The following is a 19,438-nucleotide window of genomic DNA, read 5'->3' on the forward strand; positions in this document are numbered from 1 at the left end:
CCCGGATCCCCTTTCCGGGACCCGGGCCTTCCTCATCCGATGGCGTCCGTCACGCCGCCACCGGAACCTCCGCGGTCGCGCCGTTCGTCGCCGGCGCGAGCGCCAGCTCCAGCACCTGGCGGACATCCGTCACCGCGTGGACGTCGAGCTTGTCCAGGACCTCGGCCGGGACGTCGTCCAGGTCGGGTTCGTTGCGCTTCGGGATGATCACCGTCGTGACGCCGGCCCGGTGCGCGGCGAGCAGCTTCTGCTTGACGCCGCCGATGGGCAGGACACGGCCGGTGAGGGAGACCTCGCCGGTCATGGCCACGTCGGTGCGGACCAGCCGGCCGCTGAGCAGCGAGGCGAGGGCGGTCGTCATGGTGACGCCCGCACTCGGACCGTCCTTGGGGACGGCCCCGGCCGGGAAGTGGATGTGCACGCCCCGGTCCTTGAGGTCGCCGACCGGCAGTTCCAGTTCGGCTCCGTGCGACCGCAGGAAGCTCAGCGCGATCTGCGCCGACTCCTTCATCACATCACCGAGCTGACCGGTGAGGGTCAGACCGGCCGCGCCCGTCTCGGGATCGGCGAGCGACGCCTCCACGAAGAGGACGTCACCTCCCGCACCCGTGACGGCAAGTCCGGTCGCGACACCGGGGACCGCCGTGCGGCGCTCGGCCGGGTCCTGAGCGGACTCGGGCACATGGTGCGGACGCCCGATGAGGCCGCGCAGATCGTCCTCGGTCACCGTGAACGGCAGCTTCCGCTCGCCGAGTTCGTGCTGCGCCGCGACCTTGCGGAGCAGCCGGGCGATGCCGCGCTCCAGGTTTCGTACGCCCGCTTCCCGGGTGTACTCGCCTGCGAGCCTGCGCAGCGCGCTCTCCTCGAGCGTGACCTCGTCCTTCTCCAGACCGGCCCGCTCCAGCTGGCGCGGCAGCAGGTGGTCGCGTGCGATGACGACCTTCTCGTCCTCGGTGTAGCCGTCGAGGCGGACCAGCTCCATACGGTCGAGCAGGGCCTCCGGGATGGCTTCCAGGACGTTGGCGGTGGCCAGGAAGACGACGTCGCTGAGGTCGAGTTCGACCTCCAGGTAGTGGTCGCGGAAGGTGTGGTTCTGGGCGGGGTCGAGCACTTCGAGGAGGGCCGCCGCGGGGTCACCGCGGTAGTCGGAGCCGACCTTGTCGATCTCGTCCAGGAGCACGACCGGGTTCATGGACCCGGCCTCCTTGATGGCGCGGACGACACGGCCGGGCAGCGCGCCGACGTACGTACGCCGGTGTCCGCGGATCTCGGCCTCGTCGCGTACGCCGCCCAGGGCGACCCGTACGAACTTGCGTCCCATGGCGTGCGCGACGGACTCGCCGAGCGAGGTCTTGCCGACGCCGGGAGGTCCGACGAGCGCGAGCACGGCACCGCCGCGGCGGCCACCGACCACGCCGAGACCGCGCTCGGAGCGGCGCTTGCGCACGGCGAGGTACTCGGTGATGCGCTCCTTCACGTCCTCGAGACCCGCGTGCTCGGCGTCCAGGATCGCCTTGGCGCCCTGGATGTCGTACGCGTCCTCGGTCCGCTCGTTCCACGGCAGTTCGAGCACGGTGTCGAGCCAGGTCCGGATCCAGGAGCCCTCGGGCGACTGGTCGCTCGCGCGCTCCAGCTTCTCGACCTCCTTGAGGGCGGCCTCGCGGACGTTCTCAGGAAGATCGGCGGCCTCGACACGGGAGCGGTAGTCGTCGCTCTCGTCCTCCCCGGCCTCCCCGTTGAGGTCACGGAGCTCCTTGCGTACGGCATCGAGCTGGCGTCGCAGCAGGAACTCGCGCTGCTGCTTGTCGACGCCTTCCTGTACGTCCTTGGCGATGGACTCGGCGACATCCTGCTCGGCGAGGTGCTCGCGGAGCTGCTCGGTGGCGAGCTTGAGACGGGCGACCGGGTCGGCGGTCTCCAGCAGCTCCACCTTCTGTTCGGTGGAGAGGAACGGTGAGTAACCGGAGTTGTCGGCAAGGGCGGAGACGTCGTCAATGGCCGTCACGCGGTCCACGACCTGCCAGGCGCCGCGCTTGCGCAGCCAGCTGGTGGCGAGGGCCTTGTACTCCTTGACGAGTTCGGTGACGTGGCCGGGCAGCGGCTCGGGCACGGTCTCGGCGACGCGTGTCCCCTCCACCCAGAGAGCGGCTCCAGGACCCGTGGTCCCGGCGCCGATCTGCACGCGCCCACGTCCGCGGATCAGCGCGCCCGGGTCGCCGTCGGCAAGGCGGCCGACCTGCTCGACGGTACCGAGCACACCCGTGCGCGCGTACGTCCCGTCGATCCGCGGCACCAGCAGCACCTGCGGCTTCCCCGGCGTCGAACGGGCGGCGGCCTGAGCAGCCTCCACCGCGGCACGCACATCGGTGTCGTTCAGATCCAGCGGAACCACCATTCCGGGCAGCACGACCTCGTCGTCGAGCGGCAGCACGGGCAGGGTGAGCGGTGTGGACGTCGTATCGGCAGCCATGATCTTCCTCTCGACAAGCAAGTTGAGCTACATGGACTCAATGCTTGTGAGCGCTCTGGTGTTCCCCGGGGGTGTTCGCTGTCAGCGATCGTCGCCGTGGGGGCTGGAGGACCAGGGCGGAGGAGGCTCCGCGCTCCGGCTGCGCACCTCTAGAAGCTCCGGCTGCGCACCCCGATATTCAGTTGCCTCAACCCGCACGGTCCGTAGCGTCTTCCCGGTGACAGACACGAACACCGACACCCTTCTCGCCGCCTACGACGACCAGATGCGCGGCGCCCCTCCCATCCCTCCCACGGGAGTCACGTACGAACAGGACGGGCCGCTGCTCCGGATCGTCGGGCAGTTCCGCGGGCTCGTCAGCGGGCCGCGCGAGCTCGGAGTGGGCGGGGCGGAACTCGATCGCCTGATCGCCCGGCAGCGGGACTACTTCGCCGGGCGCGGTGAGGCGGTGGAGTGGAAGACGCGGGGACATGATCACCCCGCCGATCTCACGGAACGGCTGCGCGCCGCGGGTTTCGTGCCCGAGGAGCGGGAGACGGTGGTCGTCGGGCTCGCGGAGGAGATGGCCGTACGGCAGCCGGTCGCGCCGGAGGGTGTCGTCGTGCGGCGGGTCACCGCGGACCTGGACATGCACCGGATCGCCGCGATGGAGTCGGCCGTGTGGGGGGAGGACTGGAGCTGGCTCGCCGACGACCTGATCGGCCGGATCGACGCCGCCCCCGACGAGATCGCCGTGTACGTCGCGGAAGCCGGCGGTGAGGTGGTCTCCGCGGCCTGGCTAGTCTTCCGTGCGGGCACCGAGTTCGCGAGCCTGTGGGGCGGCTCGACACTGTCTGAGTGGCGGGGCCGGGGCATCTACCGTGCCCTGGTCGCCACCCGCGCCGCCCTCGCCACCGCCCGCGGCGTCCGCTTCCTCCACGTGGACGCCTCCGACGACAGCGCCCCGATCCTGCGGCGGCTGGGCTTCCATGCCGTGACCACGACCACGCCGTATGTGTGGACGCCCCCGGCGGACTCCCCGGCGCCGCCGCTAAAGTAACCCCTGATAGTGGATTGCAACCATTACAGGGGGTCCTGGTGGACAAGATCGTACGGGCCTGGGTCGACGGCTGGGTCGTCTCGCGCGGGGCGGCTCCGCCGATGGTCGAGCCGTGGGGATACACGGTCGACGTGGGGCAGCCGGAGCACGTCTCGCGGCACGTTCTCGGGATGACGAACGAAGCGGTCGAGGAGGCGACGGTCCGGAAGGTCGCCGACGGGGTGACCGGGGCCGGGGTGTGGCTCAAGGTGTTCGCCGAGCCGTCCACCGTCGGGCCCTGGCTCGGCGAGGGCTGGTGGGTCGACCCCGAGCCCGGCTATCTGATGTCGGTGCCGCTCGCCGGCGCGCCCGGGCGAGCCACCCAGGACGGCCACGCCCTCGACGTATCCGTCCCCGACGGCTACCGCCTGCGCACCTGGTCTCGCGGCGGCGTCACCCGCGTCCTGCTCGCCGCGCCCGACGGCTCCTGGGCCGCGCGCGGCCAGATCGCCCCCACGGGCGAGACCGCGGTGGTCGACCAGATAGAGACGTCCGCGCGGCACCGCAGGCGAGGGTTCGGCCGCCTGGTGATGCGCACGCTGACGCACGCGGCGGTCGCGCAGGGCGCCGTGACCGGCGTACTGGGCGGAACGCCGGATGGGCGGGCGCTGTACGAGTCTCTCGGGTGGCGCGTGGAGGCGACGCTGACGAGCGCGAAGTTCACGGGCGGCGCCTGACGCCGGAGCCTCCCTCCTTCAGGCCGGTACCGCCACGGCTTCGCAAGCCCCCCGCACGACGGACACCCACTGCTCGGCAGGGGGAGGGCCGACCCGGCATCCCCGAACCGGCACATCGACCGCCCGGAGCCCGGCGCGCCCGACCGCCGGGCTCCCCCCACGCGGTAGCCGTACTTCGCGCGCCCCCCGAGCGCGCCTTCCCTCGCCATGGAACCAACGCAGAGCATGCGGACGATAGCGAAGCGTGACTGCACTTGCTGCCGTGGCTGGGGAGGCCCCGGCTCGCGAACGATCCGACCGGGGCACCATGACGTCAACTCCGGCCCAGGGGACGGCGGACGACCCGCCCGGCCCGCCGGCCTCCACGTACGACGCAGAACTGATCCAGGCCGTCGCGGCGGGCGACCCGTACGCCCTGCACCGGCTGATGGTCCGCAACAGCCCCTGGTTGCAGGCGAGACTGCTTCAGCGCCGTATCGCGCTGGACGTGGTCGACGACGTACTGCAGGAAACGTTCATCGCGGTGAACTACAGCGCGGGGACCTACCGCGACGGCAACGCGCGCGGCTGGCTGTGGACCATCGCCCAGCGCAAGCTCGTCGACCAGTTGCGTAAACGCGGCCGACTTGACGCGGCCGTCGAGCGTGAGGGGGCGCTGGCCCGCTCGGCCACCACTCTGGTCGCGCCCTCCGCCGAGGACGCCGCCCTGGGCACGCAGCTCACCGGCACCTCCGTCGGCGACGCGCTGACGACCCTGCCCGACGACGCGCGGGAGATCCTGACGCTCCGCTATGTCGACGGCTTCAGCGTGCGCGAGACGGCGGAGCGGCTCGGCATCAGCCAGGGCACGGTGAAGAGCCGGGCCAGCCGCGCCTGCGAAGAACTCCGAGGCCGGCTGGGCGCGTTGCGCCGCCAAGGGGGTGAACGACGATGACCGCCGGATGCCCACCGCACGAGTGGCTCGTTCGATACGCGCTCGGCGAGCCGACGGGTCCGGACCGGCGTCAGGGACCGGGCACAGGCCCGGATCCGGGGCTCGCCGCGGCAGAGGCGCATCTGGACGCCTGCGACGACTGCACGCGGATCATCGTCCGGCAGGTGCGCCGCGGCCCGTACGCGGCACATCTCGACGCCTTGCACGTCCGAGTCATGACGGCCGTGGATTCACCGCCCCGCCGCCCGCTGCCCCTCGGCTCACCGTCCCGCCACTCGTTGCCCGGACTGAGCGCCGCCCCCGCCCTGCGCTGGTCCTGGGCGGCGGCGCTCCTCGGCGTCTGCGCCACCGGGGTCGTACTGGCGCAGCTGGCCGGGGCACGGGATCTGAGCACCGGGTGGCTGCTTCCGTGGCTGCTGATGTGCGCTCCCCTGCTGCCGCTGCTGGGCGTGGCCATGAGCTACGGGCCGCAGGCCGACCCCTTCCACGAGGTGGCCGCGGTCTCGCCGTCCGGCGGGATCAAACTGCTGCTGTGGCGTACCGGCCAGATCCTCGCCGTCTGTCTGCCGGTGCTGACGCTGACGGGCTTCCTGCTCCCGCGCGGCCAGGTGCCGCTGTCCGCCGCGGCCTGGCTGCTGCCCTCCCTCGGTCTGACCCTGGCCACGCTGGCGCTCGGCTCGTGGCTGGGCTGCGGGCCGGCCGCGGTGCTGACGGGCGGTGGCTGGCTGGCGGCGGTGGGGGTACCGGTGGCGGCACGGCTGATGGTGGACCCTGCGGTACGTCCCCGGATCGAAGTGGCGTTGCTGCTCGATGCCCTGTCGCCGCTCATGAGCCCTACGGCGCAGGGAGGGTGGGCGCTGGGTGCCGGGGTCTGCTGTGTGGTGCTGTTCGCCCGTCGTCGCGCGTTCGGCGGGGCGGTGGGGGCGTGCTGAGATCTGCGCGGGGCAGGGCTCGGGTCAGCCCGCTGCTGACCGAGTTGCGCCGGGGTCCGGCGTTCAAGGTGTTCTGCGCCGTGGTGGCGGTGCAGGTGGTGCTGAAGGCAACGAGGACGCTTTTCGACCAGTCGTCCCTGCCGACCCTGCTGCTCGCGATGTCGGCGTTCGCGGTGTGCGCGGGGTGGCACGGCGCGCGTGAACGGCGGTGTCGTACCCGGTGGTTGGGACAGGTCGCGGTCCGCTCGGCCTTGCACCGCTTCCTGCTGGCGGCGGTACCGGCCGTGTTCTGGCCACTCGCCGCCGCCCTGCCGTTGCTGCAGCCGGGCTTCAGCGGCGATCCGCTCGGCCTCCTCTACTTCGGCGCCGCCATCGCCCAGGCCACTGCGATAGGGACGCTGGCAGCGTTCGCGCTGGGCCGCCTGGTGCCGTTCCGACTACTGGCCCCCGTACTCGCCGTCGGCGCCTACTACCTCCTCGCACTCCTGTACGTCGGCTCGCTCACCGCGGACCCGGTGAGCACACCGGAACCGAAGCCCGCCGCCACCGAAACGGACCAGCCCGCCCCCGTACCCCGCCCGGAGGAAACACCGTGATCACCGCGGACGACCTGACCATTCGACACCGCCGCAGGACCGCCGTCGACGGCATCACCCTCCACCTCTCCACCGGGGTCCACGGCCTCCTGGGCCCGAACGGCGCCGGAAAGACGTCGCTGATGCGGGTCCTGGCCACCGCCGCTTCCCCCTCCGCGGGACGCCTCGGCCTCCTGGGCGAGGACCCCACGCACTACGCGGGAATCCAGGCGGTAAGACGCCAACTCGGCTATCTACCGCAGGAGTTCGGGGTGTACCGGCACTTCACGGTGCGGGAGTTCCTCGGTTACGCGGCCTGGCTGAAGGACGTACCCGGCCGCGAAGTCCCGCTGGCCGTGGAACGCGCCGCGCACCGCACCGACCTCACCGACCGCCTCGACACGAGGCTGCGCACGCTCAGCGGAGGCATGAAACAGCGCGTCGGAATCGCCCAGGCCGTGGTGAACGACCCCGCGCTGCTCCTGCTCGACGAGCCCACGACCGGCCTCGACCCCCGTCAGCGCGAGCGGTTCCACGCCCTCCTGCGCGAGATCGGCCGGGAGGCGACCGTGGTCGTGTCGACCCACCTCATGGAGGACGTCACCGGTGCCTGCGACGACGTGACCGTACTGGCGTCCGGCAGGATCCGCTTCCACGGACCGGTCGCCGCCCTCGCGGCGGCCGGCGGCTACTCGGCCGTGGTGGGGGACGGCGGCGATTGAAGCCGGGCCCATCCCGAGGACCGGCCGCGGGCTCGCCGTCGGCGCCGCACCAACGGCCAGGCCGCGACCCCGATCGCCAGGGACATCACATGCCCCCAGTTCGTCATCGGGTCGGTGAAAGCGATCAGGTCGGCGACGAGCATCCCGCCGAAGGTGATCAGCAGCGGCCAGCGCAGCCAGGGGGTCAGCAGCCCGGCGAGCGCCCCGACGCTCGCGGCGACGCCGAAGCTGACGCCGTAGTCGAGGCGGTGCAGGGAGCTGTCGGGCAGCTGTCCGGCCAACACCGCGAGCCCGACGGGGACTTCGGTGGCGAGTGTGGCGATCACATGCCCGAGCAGGAAGACACCGGCGGTCCGGGCACCGCCGATGCGCCGTTCCAGCGCGGTGAGGACGAGCAGGAACCCGATCGCGTACGGGGAGAACATCCCGCCCGCGATCCAGAGGGCGCTGGCGATCAGCACCAGCACCGGGGTCCGTACGAGGTGTGCGACGTCCGTGCTGGACGCCTGGTGCAGCGCGTGTACGAGCGAGGGGCTCGCGTACTCCGCGACCAGCGAGGTGACGACGAGGACGGCAGCGTAGGCGAAGGTGAAGGGTGTGGCGGTGGGGGTGGGGAGCAGCCGCCAGGGGCGTATCGGCACAGGGCGGGTAGCCCGCGGTGAGGCGACGCGCTCGCACTCGCGCACGCCCTCCGCGAAGGAGTCGCGTCGCTGCCGCGGCACTCCGTCCAGCAGCGGCGCATCGACGCCGTCCACGACAGCCGGCGCCTCAAGGACCGGGGCCCCGGTGACGGGCACCCCGGAAGCCGCGGCCTCGGCCCGCTCACTCCCACTCCGGTCCACGGCGAAGCGCTCCTTCCGTCCCGCCCCACCCTTCGCGTCCCGCGCGTCGCCGTCTATGACCGACGCCACGCGGGCGGGGATTCACAGCAACCTGAGAGGCGCGGACGGCGTCGCGTTCACGCCGGTTCGGCGGGCAGCCCCGCGCCCGAGGAGGTGATCGAGCGCAGCAGCCGGTCCAGATACGTCCGCAGGCGGGCGCCCATGTCGACGCCCTGGGGGTCGAGGGCCCACTGGAGCTGGATGCCGTCCATGACCGCGGCGAACTCCTGGGCCAGCGCCACCCCGTCGGTGCCGGGCTTCAGTTCGCCGGTCCCGACGGCCTGGTGGATCGCGTCGGAGGTGAGCTCGACGAGCTCGGCGTACCGCTTCACGAAGAACGCGTGGGCGGGGTGCCCCGGATCGCCGGCCTCGGCGAGCAGCACGTTGAACATCTTGGTGCGGCCGGGGCGCCTGCTGTTGTACTCGGCGAGTTCCACCAGCGCCGCGAAGAACTCGGTGGCGGAGTGGGCCTCGACTGCGAAGTACTTCTCGGCGTCGTGCTCCTCGCTGCGCCGCAGCACCGAGACGAGCAGGTCCTCCTTGCTGCGGAAGTGGTGCAGCAGCCCGCCCTGGGTGATGCCGACGTCCTTGGCGATCCGGGCCAGGGAGGAGGCGTGGAAGCCCCATTGCGCGAAGTGCTCGACTGCGGCGTCGAGGATGCGCAGCCGGCGTTCGTCGCCCACGGCGTACGTGCCCCGGGCGGTGGCCGGGGTTTTCCCCTCCGGCACCGCACGCCCCTCCGGCTCCGGCACCGCACGCCCCTTCGGCCTCTGGCTCGGGCTCTGGTTCTGCACCATGCCCGTCACCATAGCCGCCGCACAGACTGCCACTCCGGCCGTCCCCGACCCCGTCCCCGACCCCGCCCGACCCCGGTCCATACCCCCTCCCCTGACCCGGTCCCTGCCCTTCCCCTGACCCGCCCCCAACCGTCGGTTACACGAGTCAACAACCCTCCCAATTCAAGCCACGTGCACGGTGATTCTGGCCACAGGAGAAAAACCTACTACCCACTCGGTTTTGATGTTTCCCTAAGGGCGCCGGTGCGGCAAAGAAGCCGCCCTCGTCCCCATGGAGAGCCGCCATGGCCGTCACTCCCGACGCCTCGCTCGGTGCCCGCTCGCCCGAGTTCCCCTCGCAGGACGCGCCTTCCCCCGAGGCCCCCGCGAACGCCCCCGCCAAGCTGGTCGCCGGCCTCGCCTTCGCCCAGTTCGGCGCCTACCTCGCCGTCCTCACCCCCGTGATGGTGACCCTCGCCCTGCGGGTCAGCCAGATCGTGCCGGAGGCGGACCGCGGCGCCGCCCTCGGCCAGGTGCTGTCCGTCGGCGCGCTGCTCGCGATGCTCGGCAACCCGGTCTTCGGAGCCCTCTCCGACCGCACCACCAGCCGTTTCGGCCGCCGCCGCCCCTGGCTGATCGGCGGTATGGCCGCCGGGGTCGCCGGCCTCCTGGTGGTGGCGCTCGGCAGCAGCGTGCCGACCCTGATGCTCGGCTGGGCGCTCGCGCAGCTCGGTATCAACGCCGCCCTGGCCGCGCTGACCTCCTGCGTCCCGGACCTGATCCCGCCGCACCAGCAGGCCCGGGTCTCCGCGATCTGCGGCATCTGCACCTCGCTGTCGATGATCGGGGGCTCGGCCCTCGCCCAGGTGTTCAGCGGCTCGATGGCCCTCGCCTTCCTGGTCCCCGGCGTCATCGGCCTCGCCGCCGTCGCCACCCTGGCCGCCGTGATGAAGGACCGCCCGGCCCGCGTCGGCGCCTTCGAGCCGTACAGCGTCAAGGAGTTCCTGCGCAGCTTCTGGGTCAACCCGCGCAGGCACCCGGACTTCGCCTGGAACTTCGCCGGCCGCTTCCTCGTCTACACCGGCGCCGCCTGCGTCACCAGCTACCAGGTCTACTTTCTGATGGACCGCCTCGGCTACGACGACGACCAGGTCACCGGCAAGGTCCTCGTCGGCACCCTCGTCATGGTCACCGCCACCGCGGCGGGCTCACTCCTCGGCGGCCAGCTCTCCGACAGGTCCGGCCGCCGCAAGCCGTACGTGCTCGGCGCCTCGCTCGTCATGGCGGTCAGCCTGGCGATGATCGCCTCCGCCGAGTCCTTCGGGATGTACGTCGCCGCCCTGGTCGTCTTCGGTGTCGGCAACGGTCTCTATCTCTCTGTCGACATGGCGCTCGCCGCCGCGGTCCTCCCGAATCCCGACGAGTCCGCCAAGGACATGGGCGTCCTCAACATCGGCAACGCCCTCCCCCAGTCCCTCGTCCCCATCGTCGCCCCCGGCCTCCTCGCGATCGGCGGCGGCAGCGGCAACTACGGGGCGCTGTTCCTCTTCGGTGCGGTCGCCGCCATGCTGGGCGCCTTCGCCGTCCAGTTCATCCGCTCGGTCAAGTAAGTCAGTCCCTCCGAGAAATCCCTACGTACGCAAGGCAGCTGAGGATGACGACCCCCAAGTACCGCGATCCGAACCGGCCCGTCGACGAGCGTGTCGAGGACCTCCTGACCCGCATGACCCTGGAGGAGAAGGCGGGCCAGCTCTTCCACGCGATGCTGACGATGAACCCCGACGGAACCCTCGTCACCGACACGACGGCCAACCCCTTCGTCAGCCACAGCACCACCGACCTGGTCGAGGGCCTGCGCCTGAGCCACTTCAACCTGCTCGGCCAGCACGGCGTGCGGGAGACGGCCGAGTGGGTCAACCGGCTCCAGGAGCTGGCGGCGAGCACCCGTCTGGGCATCCCCGTCACCCTGTCCACCGACCCGCGCCACGCCTTCACCGACAACCCGGGCGCCTCCTTCAACTCCGGTGCCTTCTCGGCCTGGCCCGAGCCGCTGGGCCTCGCCGCGATCGGCGACCCGGAGCTGGTGGAGAAGTTCGGCGACACCGTCCGCCGCGAGTACCTGGCGGTGGGCTTCCGGGTCGCGCTGCACCCGCAGATCGACCTGGCCACCGAGCCGCGCTGGTCCCGCCAGTCCGGCACCTTCGGCTCGTCCGCCGACACCACCAGCGAGCTCGTACGGGCGTACGTACGCGGTCTGCAGGGCCCGGTGCTCGGCCCCGAGTCCGTCGCCGCCATGGTCAAACACTTCCCCGGCGGCGGCCCGCAGAAGGACGGCGAGGACCCGCACTTCGCGCACGGCAAGGAGCAGGTCTACCCGGGCGGTCTGCGCGACTACCACCTGGCGCCCTTCAAGGCGGCCGTCGAGGCCGGGTGCTCGCAGATGATGCCGTACTACGGCCAGCCCGTCGGCACGGACTGGGAGGAGGTCGGCTTCGGCTTCAACCGCGACGTCCTGACCGGCCTGTTGCGCGAGCGGCTCGGCTTCCAGGGCGTCATCTGCACCGACTGGGGGCTGCTCAGCGATGCGTCGATCCTCGGCGAGATGTTCCCGGCCCGCGCCTGGGGCGTCGAGCACCTGACCGTCGCCGAGCGCGCGGCGAAGGCGCTGGACGCGGGCTCCGACCAGTTCGGCGGCGAGCAGTGCCCCGAGGTGATCGTGGAGCTGGTCCGCTCGGGCCGGATCACCGAGGCGCGCATTGATGAATCGGTACGTCGACTTCTGCGCGAGAAGTTCGTGCTCGGCCTCTTCGAGAACCCGTACGTCGACCCCGACCGGGCCGAGGAGGTCGTCGGCGCACGTGAGTTCACCGCACTCGGCGAGGCCGCCCAGCGACGCTCGCTCACCGTCCTGACCAACCGGTCCCTGCTGCCGCTGACCGACCGCCCCAACCTGTACGTGCGGGGCGTCTCCGAGCAGGTCGCCTCCGCGTACGGCAATATCGTCGCCGACCCCGTCCACGCGGACCTCGCGATCCTGCGCCTGCGCACCCCGCACGAGCAGCGGCCCGGCGTCTTCGAGTCCTTCTTCCACTCCGGCTCGCTCGCCTTCCCCGAGGACGAGCTGAAGGACATCCTGCGACTCCTGGACGCGACGCCCACGTTGGTGTGCGTCAACCTCGAACGGCCCGCCGTAATCCCCGAGATCGCCGAGAAGGCGGCCGCGCTGGTCGCCGACTTCGGCGCGAGCGACACGGCGCTGCTCGACGTCGCCTTCGGACGCGCCCGCGCCGAGGGCCGGCTCCCCTTCGAACTCCCGCGCTCGATGGCGGCGGTCGAGGCCTCCCGCCCGGACGTGCCCAACGACACCGAGGACCCGGTGTTCGCGTACGGGCACGGGCTGGAGCTCTAGGACCCGCCGTAGGACCGCGGGGTGCCTGACCGCCCCGCGATACCCGGGGCCCGGACCTTGGGGGGCCGGGCCCCGGGTAATTCGGCCTCCCGTCCTTGCTGAACTGCCAGGATGGGAGCCATGACTGCCTCGTACGACATCCCTGTGGTCATCGACCGTCGCGAGGGCCCGTACGGCGAGGTCGTGCTGCGGCGCCACGGTGCGCTGTTGCAGATCATCTCCAACGGGTGCTTCCTGATGGACACTTCCGACGGCCGCTCCGAACGGCTGCTCGTCGACGCCGCGTACGGCGCGCTGGACGGACGGGCGGAACCGAGTGTGCTGATCGGCGGCCTCGGTGTCGGGTTCTCGCTCGCGCACGCGGCCTCGGATCCGCGCTGGGGGCGCATCACCGTCGTGGAGCGCGAGCCTGCCGTCATCGACTGGCACCTGGGCGGACCGCTGGCCGCACTGTCCGCCGAGGCGCTCGCCGACCCCCGTACGGAGATCGTCGCAGCGGATCTGCTCGCCTACGTCAATGAGATCTGCGACACATATGACGCGCTGTGCCTCGACATCGACAACGGGCCCGCCTGGACGGTCACTGAGGGCAACGGAAGCCTCTACTCGAAGGCCGGAATCGCAAGCTGTGCAAGGGCGTTGAGGCCCGGAGGGGTACTCGCGGTATGGTCGGCGCAACCCTCTCCGGAATTTGAAGGAACCCTCCGGAATGCCGGGTTCAAGCGGGTGCGTACCGAAGAGATCCCGGTTGCCCGGGGCGTTCCGGACGTCGTGCACCTCGCGGTCAGACCTGGATAGCCGAGGCGTGGTGACTGCCCGTACTCTGCTTCCCTGACGCAGATCATTCAAGCGTCAAGCGCAGTCATGGGATCACCCCACGGATTCCGGAAAGCACACCTCAGGGGCGGGCGATGGAGCAGACACACACCTCCCAAAACGGCGCGGCGGCAACGCCCGGCGCTCAACGACGGGTCCTGGTCGTCGAGGACGACCCGACGATCGTCGACGCCATCGCGGCACGTCTGCGCGCCGAGGGATTCCTGGTGCAAACCGCGGGCGACGGCCCTGCCGCCGTCGACACCGCCGAGGCCTGGCAGCCCGATCTGCTGATCCTCGACATCATGCTGCCCGGCTTCGACGGGCTGGAGGTCTGCCGCCGCGTGCAGGCCCAGCGCCCGGTGCCGGTGCTGATGCTCACGGCGCGCGACGACGAGACCGACATGCTGGTCGGTCTGGGCGTCGGCGCCGACGACTACATGACGAAACCGTTCTCCATGCGCGAGCTGGCCGCCCGCGTGCATGTCCTGCTGCGCCGGGTGGAGCGCGCCGTAGTGGCCGCCTCGACACCGCGCAGCGGGATCCTCAGGCTCGGCGAGCTGGAGATCGACCACGCGCAGCGCCGGGTACGGGTGCGCTCGGAGGACGTGCATCTCACGCCCACCGAGTTCGACCTCCTGGTGTGCCTCGCGAACACCCCGCGGGCCGTACTCTCGCGTGAGCAGCTGCTCGCCGAGGTCTGGGACTGGGCGGACGCGTCCGGGACGCGGACCGTGGACAGCCACATCAAGGCACTGCGCCGGAAGATCGGCGCCGAGCGGATCCGTACGGTCCACGGCGTGGGCTACGCCCTGGAGACCCCGACTCCCTGAGCCGGGCCTCTGCCCGGACCTTTGTGAGGGGGCTGATGTGATGAGCGGGTTCGGGGAGCGCGAGGGCCAGGGCTCCGGGCTCGGGGGGCGCCACGGCGCGGACTCCGGGTTCGGGGAGCGCAGGAGCGAGAGCCCCTGGAGCGGTGTGCGCCCCTTCTCGATCAAGACCAAGCTCGGCGTGCTCGTCGTCGTCTCGGTCTTCATCACCACCGGTCTGTCGATCATCGCGGCGCGCACGCAGACCGAGCTGCGCTTCATCACGGTCTTCTCGATGATCGCCACACTTTTGATAACGCAGTTCGTGGCGCATTCACTCACGGCCCCGCTCGACGAGATGAACGCGGTCGCGCGATCCATCTCGCACGGCGACTACACGCGCCGCGTGCGCGACGACCGCCGGGACGAGCTGGGCGACCTGGCCCAGACGATCAACCTGATGGCCGACGAGCTGGAGGCCCAGGACCGCCAGCGCAAGGAGCTCGTGGCGAACGTCTCCCACGAGCTCCGTACCCCCATCGCGGGGCTCCGCGCGGTCCTGGAGAACGTCGTGGACGGCGTCTCCGCCGCCGACCCCGAGACCATGCGGACCGCGCTCAAGCAGACGGAGCGTCTGGGACGGCTCGTGGAGACGCTGCTCGACCTGTCCAGGCTGGACAACGGCGTCGTACCGCTGCGCCAGCGCCGCTTCGAGGTGTGGCCGTACCTGTCCGGCGTCCTGAAGGAGGCCAACATGGTCTCCTCCGCGCGCGCGGGCATCGCCTCGGGCTCCGGCAGCCACACGCGCACGGACGTCCATCTGCACCTCGACGTGTCCCCGCCCGAGCTGACCGCGCACGCGGACCCCGAGCGGATCCACCAGGTCGTCGCCAACCTCATCGACAACGCGGTCAAGCACAGCCCGCCGCACGGCCGTGTGACCGTCAAGGCCAGACGGGGCGACCACCCGGAGTCCCTCGCCCTGGAGATCCTGGACGAGGGGCCCGGCATTCCGAAGTCGGAGTGGCACCGCGTCTTCGAGCGGTTCAACCGCGGCGGGGTCCCCTCACCGCACGGCCCGGGCAGCGACGGCGGTACGGGTCTTGGCCTGGCCATCGCCCGCTGGGCGGTCGACCTGCACGGCGGCCGCATCGGAGTGGCCGAATCCCAGCGGGGCTGCCGGATCCAGGTCGTCCTTCCGGGTCTTCCATATTTGCCAAGTTGACGTAAAGTTCGAACCGGAGCCACAAGATCCACCGGCGCCCGTCACTGGCGGACACGTGTGATCAGGCAGAGGGCCGCGTGAGTCGTGCCGCGCCCTCGGATCGGCGTATCCCGGCGTGCCCGTTCCAGACCGGAACCACGCTTGTTTCCCGCCATTTCCACCCCCGAAACACACTTTCCGATGTGACTTACACGACGATGGACCGGCCCGGCCTGACCTTCCCGGCCAGGGGGGCGTAGCCTTAATTCCCGCTGTCCATCACCTTGTGAGAAGCGGAAGAGGGCGGTTGCCGCCGTGTCGCCACAGTCCCCCAGTAACTCGAGCATCTCGACCGAAGAGCAGGCCGCCGGGAAGAACCCGGCAGCAGCGTTCGGCCCCAATGAGTGGCTCGTCGACGAGATCTATCAGCAGTACCTCCAGGACCCGAATTCCGTAGACCGAGCCTGGTGGGACTTCTTCGCCGACTACAAGCCGGGCGCCGCTGTCGCCTCGGCTCCGGCGGGTACTGCGGCCGCGGGGGCCGCAGCAACCACTACAGCGGCTCCGGCCGCTCCCGCAGCGCCTGCCCAGGTGGCTCCGGCCGTTCCGGCGCCCGCTCCGGCGGCTGCTCCGGCGGCTGCTCCGGCGGCTGCTCCCGTGAAGCCCGCCGCCGCTGCTCCGGCTCCGGTGAAGGCCGCTCCGGCCGCCGCCAAGCCGGCCGAAGCGAAGGCCGCGCCCGCGACCGAGGCTCCGGCCGGTCCCGAGTACGTGACGCTGCGCGGCCCCGCCGCCGCGGTCGTGAAGAACATGAACGCCTCGGTGGAGGTGCCCACGGCCACGTCCGTGCGCGCCGTCCCGGTGAAGCTGCTCTTCGACAACCGCATCGTCATCAACAACCACCTGAAGCGCGCCCGGGGCGGGAAGATCTCCTTCACCCACCTCATCGGGTACGCGATGGTGCAGGCCATCAAGGCCATGCCGTCGATGAACTACTCCTTCACGGAGAAGGACGGCAAGCCGACCCTGGTCAAGCCGGAGCACGTCAACTTCGGTCTCGCCATCGACCTGGTGAAGCCCAACGGCGACCGCCAGCTGGTCGTCGCGGGCATCAAGAAGGCCGAGACGCTGAACTTCTTCGAGTTCTGGCAGGCCTACGAGGACATCGTCCGCCGCGCCCGTGACGGCAAGCTGACGATGGACGACTTCACCGGTGTCACGGTCTCGCTGACCAACCCCGGCGGCCTCGGCACCGTCCACTCGGTCCCGCGTCTGATGCCCGGACAGTCGGTCATCATGGGCGTCGGCTCGATGGACTACCCGGCGGAGTTCCAGGGCACCTCCCAGGACACCCTGAACAAGCTCGGCATCTCGAAGGTCATGACGCTCACGTCGACCTACGACCACCGGGTCATCCAGGGCGCCGCCTCCGGCGAGTTCCTGCGGATCGTCGCGAACCTCCTGCTCGGCGAGAGCGGCTTCTTCGACGAGGTCTTCGAGGCCCTGCGCATCCCCTACGAGCCGGTCCGCTGGCTCAAGGACATCGACGCCAGCCACGACGACGACGTCACCAAGGCCGCCCGCGTCTTCGAGCTGATCCACTCCTACCGGGTCCGCGGCCACGTCATGGCCGACACCGACCCGCTGGAGTACCGCCAGCGCAAGCACCCCGACCTGGACATCACCGAGCACGGGCTCACCCTGTGGGACCTGGAGCGCGAGTTCGCGGTCGGCGGTTTCGCGGGCAAGTCCCTGATGAAGCTGCGCGACATCCTCGGCGTGCTGCGCGACTCGTACTGCCGCACCACGGGCGTCGAGTTCATGCACATCCAGGACCCGAAGCAGCGCAAGTGGATCCAGGACCGCATCGAGCGCTCGCACTCCAAGCCGGAGCGCGAGGAGCAGCTGCGGATCCTGCGCCGGCTGAACGCGGCGGAGGCCTTCGAGACCTTCCTGCAGACGAAGTACGTCGGCCAGAAGCGCTTCTCCCTGGAGGGCGGCGAGTCGGTCATCCCGCTGCTCGACGCCGTCCTCGACAGCGCCGCCGAGTCGCGTCTCGACGAGGTCGTCATCGGCATGGCCCACCGCGGCCGGCTGAACGTCCTGGCGAACATCGTCGGCAAGTCGTACGCGCAGATCTTCCGCGAGTTCGAGGGCAACCTCGACCCGAAGTCGATGCACGGCTCCGGCGACGTGAAGTACCACCTGGGCGCCAACGGCACCTTCACCGGTCTCGACGGCGAGCAGATCAAGGTCTCGCTTGCCGCGAACCCGTCCCACCTGGAGACGGTCGACCCGATCATCGAGGGCATCGCCCGCGCCAAGCAGGACATCATCAACAAGGGCGGCACGGACTTCACGGTCCTCCCCGTCGCCCTGCACGGTGACGCGGCCTTCGCGGGCCAGGGTGTGGTCGCCGAGACGCTCAACATGTCGCAGCTGCGCGGCTACCGCACGGGCGGCACGGTCCACATCGTCATCAACAACCAGGTCGGCTTCACCGCCGCCCCGGAGTCGTCGCGCTCCTCCATGTACGCCACCGACGTGGCCCGCATGATCGAGGCGCCGATCTTCCACGTGAACGGTGACGACCCCGAGGCCGTCGTCCGCGTCGCCCGGCTGGCCTTCGAGTTCCGCCAGGCGTTCAACAAGGACGTCGTCATCGACCTGATCTGCTACCGCCGTCGGGGCCACAACGAGTCCGACAACCCGGCGTTCACGCAGCCGCTGATGTACGACCTGATCGACAAGAAGCGCTCGGTGCGCAAGCTGTACACCGAGTCCCTCATCGGCCGCGGCGACATCACCCTGGAAGAGGCCGAGCAGGCCCTGCAGGACTTCCAGGGCCAGCTGGAGAAGGTCTTCACCGAGGTCCGCGAGGCCATCTCGCAGGCGCCCGAGGCGCATGTCCCGGAGGTGCAGCCCGAGTTCCCGGTGGCCGTGGCGACCGCGATCTCCCAGGAGGTCGTCAAGCGCATCGCCGAGTCCCAGGTGAACATCCCCGACCACGTCACCGTGCACCCGCGGCTGCTTCCGCAGCTGCAGCGCCGGGCGGCGATGATCGAGGACGACACGATCGACTGGGGCATGGGCGAGACCCTCGCCATCGGCTCGCTGCTGCTTGAGGGCACCCCGGTCCGCCTGTCGGGCCAGGACTCCCGCCGCGGCACCTTCGGCCAGCGCCACGCGGTGCTGATCGACCGCCGCACGGGCGAGGACTTCACCCCGCTCCAGTACCTCGCGGACGACCAGGCGCGCTACAACGTCTACGACTCCCTGCTCTCCGAGTACGCGGTCATGGGCTTCGAGTACGGCTACTCGCTGGCCCGTCCCGAGTCCCTGGTGATGTGGGAGGCGCAGTTCGGCGACTTCGTCAACGGCGCGCAGACGGTCGTCGACGAGTACATCTCGGCGGCGGAGCAGAAGTGGGGCCAGACGTCCGGCGTCACCCTGCTGCTGCCGCACGGCTACGAGGGCCAGGGCCCGGACCACTCCTCGGCCCGCATCGAGCGCTTCCTCCAGCTGTGCGCCCAGAACAACATGACGGTCGCCCAGCCGACGCTCCCGTCGAACTACTTCCACCTCCTGCGGTGGCAGGTGCACAACCCGCACCACAAGCCGCTGGTGGTCTTCACCCCGAAGTCGATGCTGCGCCTCAAGGCCGCCGCGTCGAAGACGGAGGAGTTCACGACGGGCGGCTTCCGCCCCGTCATCGGCGACGACACCGTCGACGCCGCCGCGGTCCGCAAGGTCGTCTTCTGCGCCGGCAAGCTCTACTACGACCTCGAGGCCGAGCGTAAGAAGCGCGGCAGCACGGACACGGCCATCATCCGCATCGAGCGCCTGTACCCCCTCGCGGGTGCCGAGCTCCAGGCGGAGATCGCCAAGTACCCGAACGCCGAGAAGTACCTGTGGGCCCAGGAAGAGCCGGCGAACCAGGGCGCCTGGCCCTTCATCGCCCTCAACCTGATCGACCACCTCGACCTCGCGGTCGGCGCGGACATCCCGCACGGCGAGCGCCTGCGCCGCATCTCACGCCCGGCCGGCTCGTCGCCTGCCGTGGGGTCGGCTAAGCGGCACCAGGCGGAGCAGGAGCAGTTGGTTCGGGAGGTGTTCGAGGCGTAGGTCTCGAAGCTCGTACGACGCCGGAGGCCCGGT

At 70.7% G+C, this 19,438-nt stretch carries 15 protein-coding genes; 12 read left to right on the forward strand and 3 right to left on the reverse strand.

From position 1 onward, the window contains the following. Positions 1-49 precede the first annotated feature (49 nt). Positions 50-2,470, reverse strand: a complete 2,421-nt coding sequence (gene lon / locus OG266_RS14070) for an endopeptidase La (protein WP_371545930.1) — start codon at positions 2,468-2,470, stop codon at positions 50-52. Between the two features lie 265 nt (positions 2,471-2,735). Here lon and OG266_RS14075 point away from each other — a divergent pair, with 265 nt between their 5' ends. The 6 genes from OG266_RS14075 (at position 2,736) to OG266_RS14100 (ending at position 7,388) form a co-directional block, all read left to right on the forward strand. Further along, positions 2,736-3,509 carry a GNAT family N-acetyltransferase gene (locus OG266_RS14075; protein WP_371552784.1) on the forward strand — a complete coding sequence of 258 codons (774 nt, stop codon included), beginning with the start codon at positions 2,736-2,738 and terminating at the stop codon, positions 3,507-3,509. 38 nt (positions 3,510-3,547) lie between these two features. Then, on the forward strand, positions 3,548-4,225 hold the full coding sequence (locus tag OG266_RS14080) for a GNAT family N-acetyltransferase (RefSeq protein WP_371545932.1): 678 nt from the start codon (positions 3,548-3,550) through the stop codon (positions 4,223-4,225). Positions 4,226-4,532: 307 nt separating this feature from the next. Then, the gene (locus OG266_RS14085; protein ID WP_371545934.1) at positions 4,533-5,159 is read left to right on the forward strand and encodes an RNA polymerase sigma factor; all 627 of its coding nucleotides are present in this window, start codon (positions 4,533-4,535) and stop codon (positions 5,157-5,159) included. After that, a complete protein-coding gene (locus OG266_RS14090) occupies positions 5,156-6,091 on the forward strand; it encodes a zf-HC2 domain-containing protein (RefSeq protein ID WP_371545935.1) in 936 nt (311 codons plus the stop codon). The genes OG266_RS14085 and OG266_RS14090 overlap by 4 nt, the downstream gene beginning before the upstream one ends. Further along, on the forward strand, positions 6,085-6,687 hold the full coding sequence (locus tag OG266_RS14095; RefSeq protein ID WP_371545937.1) for a hypothetical protein: 603 nt from the start codon (positions 6,085-6,087) through the stop codon (positions 6,685-6,687). The genes OG266_RS14090 and OG266_RS14095 overlap by 7 nt, the downstream gene beginning before the upstream one ends. Further along, positions 6,684-7,388: an ATP-binding cassette domain-containing protein gene (locus OG266_RS14100; protein WP_329545510.1), complete on the forward strand. Its 705-nt coding sequence runs from the start codon at positions 6,684-6,686 to the stop codon at positions 7,386-7,388. Before OG266_RS14095 ends, OG266_RS14100 begins: the two co-directional genes overlap by 4 nt. On the opposite strand, the gene OG266_RS14105 is transcribed toward OG266_RS14100, so the two are convergent. Next, positions 7,355-8,230, reverse strand: coding sequence for a rhomboid-like protein (locus OG266_RS14105; RefSeq protein WP_371552785.1), 876 nt, complete (start codon positions 8,228-8,230; stop codon positions 7,355-7,357). The two genes, OG266_RS14100 and OG266_RS14105, sit on opposite strands and share 34 nt — an antisense overlap. Before the next feature lie 116 nt (positions 8,231-8,346). Beyond that, complete coding sequence (locus tag OG266_RS14110) at positions 8,347-9,066, reverse strand: TetR/AcrR family transcriptional regulator (protein WP_371545939.1); 720 nt, start codon at positions 9,064-9,066, stop codon at positions 8,347-8,349. Positions 9,067-9,350: 284 nt separating this feature from the next. On the opposite strand from OG266_RS14110, the gene OG266_RS14115 reads away from it, so the two are divergent. The 6 genes from OG266_RS14115 to OG266_RS14140 all read left to right on the forward strand — a co-directional run bounded on the left by OG266_RS14115 (position 9,351) and on the right by OG266_RS14140 (position 19,405). Then, positions 9,351-10,655, forward strand: a complete 1,305-nt coding sequence (locus OG266_RS14115) for an MFS transporter (protein WP_371545942.1) — start codon at positions 9,351-9,353, stop codon at positions 10,653-10,655. Between the two features lie 44 nt (positions 10,656-10,699). Further along, positions 10,700-12,454: a glycoside hydrolase family 3 protein gene (locus tag OG266_RS14120; protein ID WP_371545943.1), complete on the forward strand. Its 1,755-nt coding sequence runs from the start codon at positions 10,700-10,702 to the stop codon at positions 12,452-12,454. Positions 12,455-12,574: 120 nt separating this feature from the next. Continuing rightward, positions 12,575-13,252, forward strand: coding sequence for a spermidine synthase (locus OG266_RS14125; protein ID WP_371545945.1), 678 nt, complete (start codon positions 12,575-12,577; stop codon positions 13,250-13,252). 113 nt (positions 13,253-13,365) lie between these two features. Further along, positions 13,366-14,103: a response regulator transcription factor gene (locus OG266_RS14130; RefSeq protein ID WP_266454356.1), complete on the forward strand. Its 738-nt coding sequence runs from the start codon at positions 13,366-13,368 to the stop codon at positions 14,101-14,103. Positions 14,104-14,143: 40 nt separating this feature from the next. Continuing rightward, entirely contained in the window at positions 14,144-15,304 is a 1,161-nt protein-coding gene (locus OG266_RS14135) for an ATP-binding protein (protein ID WP_371545947.1), read from the forward strand. Between the two features lie 294 nt (positions 15,305-15,598). Beyond that, positions 15,599-19,405 (forward strand): multifunctional oxoglutarate decarboxylase/oxoglutarate dehydrogenase thiamine pyrophosphate-binding subunit/dihydrolipoyllysine-residue succinyltransferase subunit, encoded by a 3,807-nt coding sequence (locus OG266_RS14140; RefSeq protein WP_371545948.1) that lies wholly within the window; start codon positions 15,599-15,601, stop codon positions 19,403-19,405. Positions 19,406-19,438: the final 33 nt, after the last annotated feature.

Source organism: Streptomyces sp. NBC_00554 (genome assembly GCF_041431135.1).
Classification (GTDB): domain Bacteria; phylum Actinomycetota; class Actinomycetes; order Streptomycetales; family Streptomycetaceae; genus Streptomyces.

Coding starts and splice junctions, on each gene's coding strand:
- OG266_RS14130 (WP_266454356.1), top strand. CDS start 13,366: ATGGAGCAGACACACACCTCCCAAAACGGCGCGGCGGCAACGCCCGGC.
- OG266_RS14135 (WP_371545947.1), top strand. CDS start 14,144: ATGAGCGGGTTCGGGGAGCGCGAGGGCCAGGGCTCCGGGCTCGGGGGG.
- OG266_RS14125 (WP_371545945.1), top strand. CDS start 12,575: ATGACTGCCTCGTACGACATCCCTGTGGTCATCGACCGTCGCGAGGGC.
- OG266_RS14115 (WP_371545942.1), top strand. CDS start 9,351: ATGGCCGTCACTCCCGACGCCTCGCTCGGTGCCCGCTCGCCCGAGTTC.
- OG266_RS14085 (WP_371545934.1), top strand. CDS start 4,533: ATGACGTCAACTCCGGCCCAGGGGACGGCGGACGACCCGCCCGGCCCG.
- OG266_RS14120 (WP_371545943.1), top strand. CDS start 10,700: ATGACGACCCCCAAGTACCGCGATCCGAACCGGCCCGTCGACGAGCGT.
- OG266_RS14110 (WP_371545939.1), bottom strand. CDS start 9,066: ATGGTGCAGAACCAGAGCCCGAGCCAGAGGCCGAAGGGGCGTGCGGTG.
- lon (WP_371545930.1), bottom strand. CDS start 2,470: ATGGCTGCCGATACGACGTCCACACCGCTCACCCTGCCCGTGCTGCCG.
- OG266_RS14090 (WP_371545935.1), top strand. CDS start 5,156: ATGACCGCCGGATGCCCACCGCACGAGTGGCTCGTTCGATACGCGCTC.
- OG266_RS14075 (WP_371552784.1), top strand. CDS start 2,736: ATGCGCGGCGCCCCTCCCATCCCTCCCACGGGAGTCACGTACGAACAG.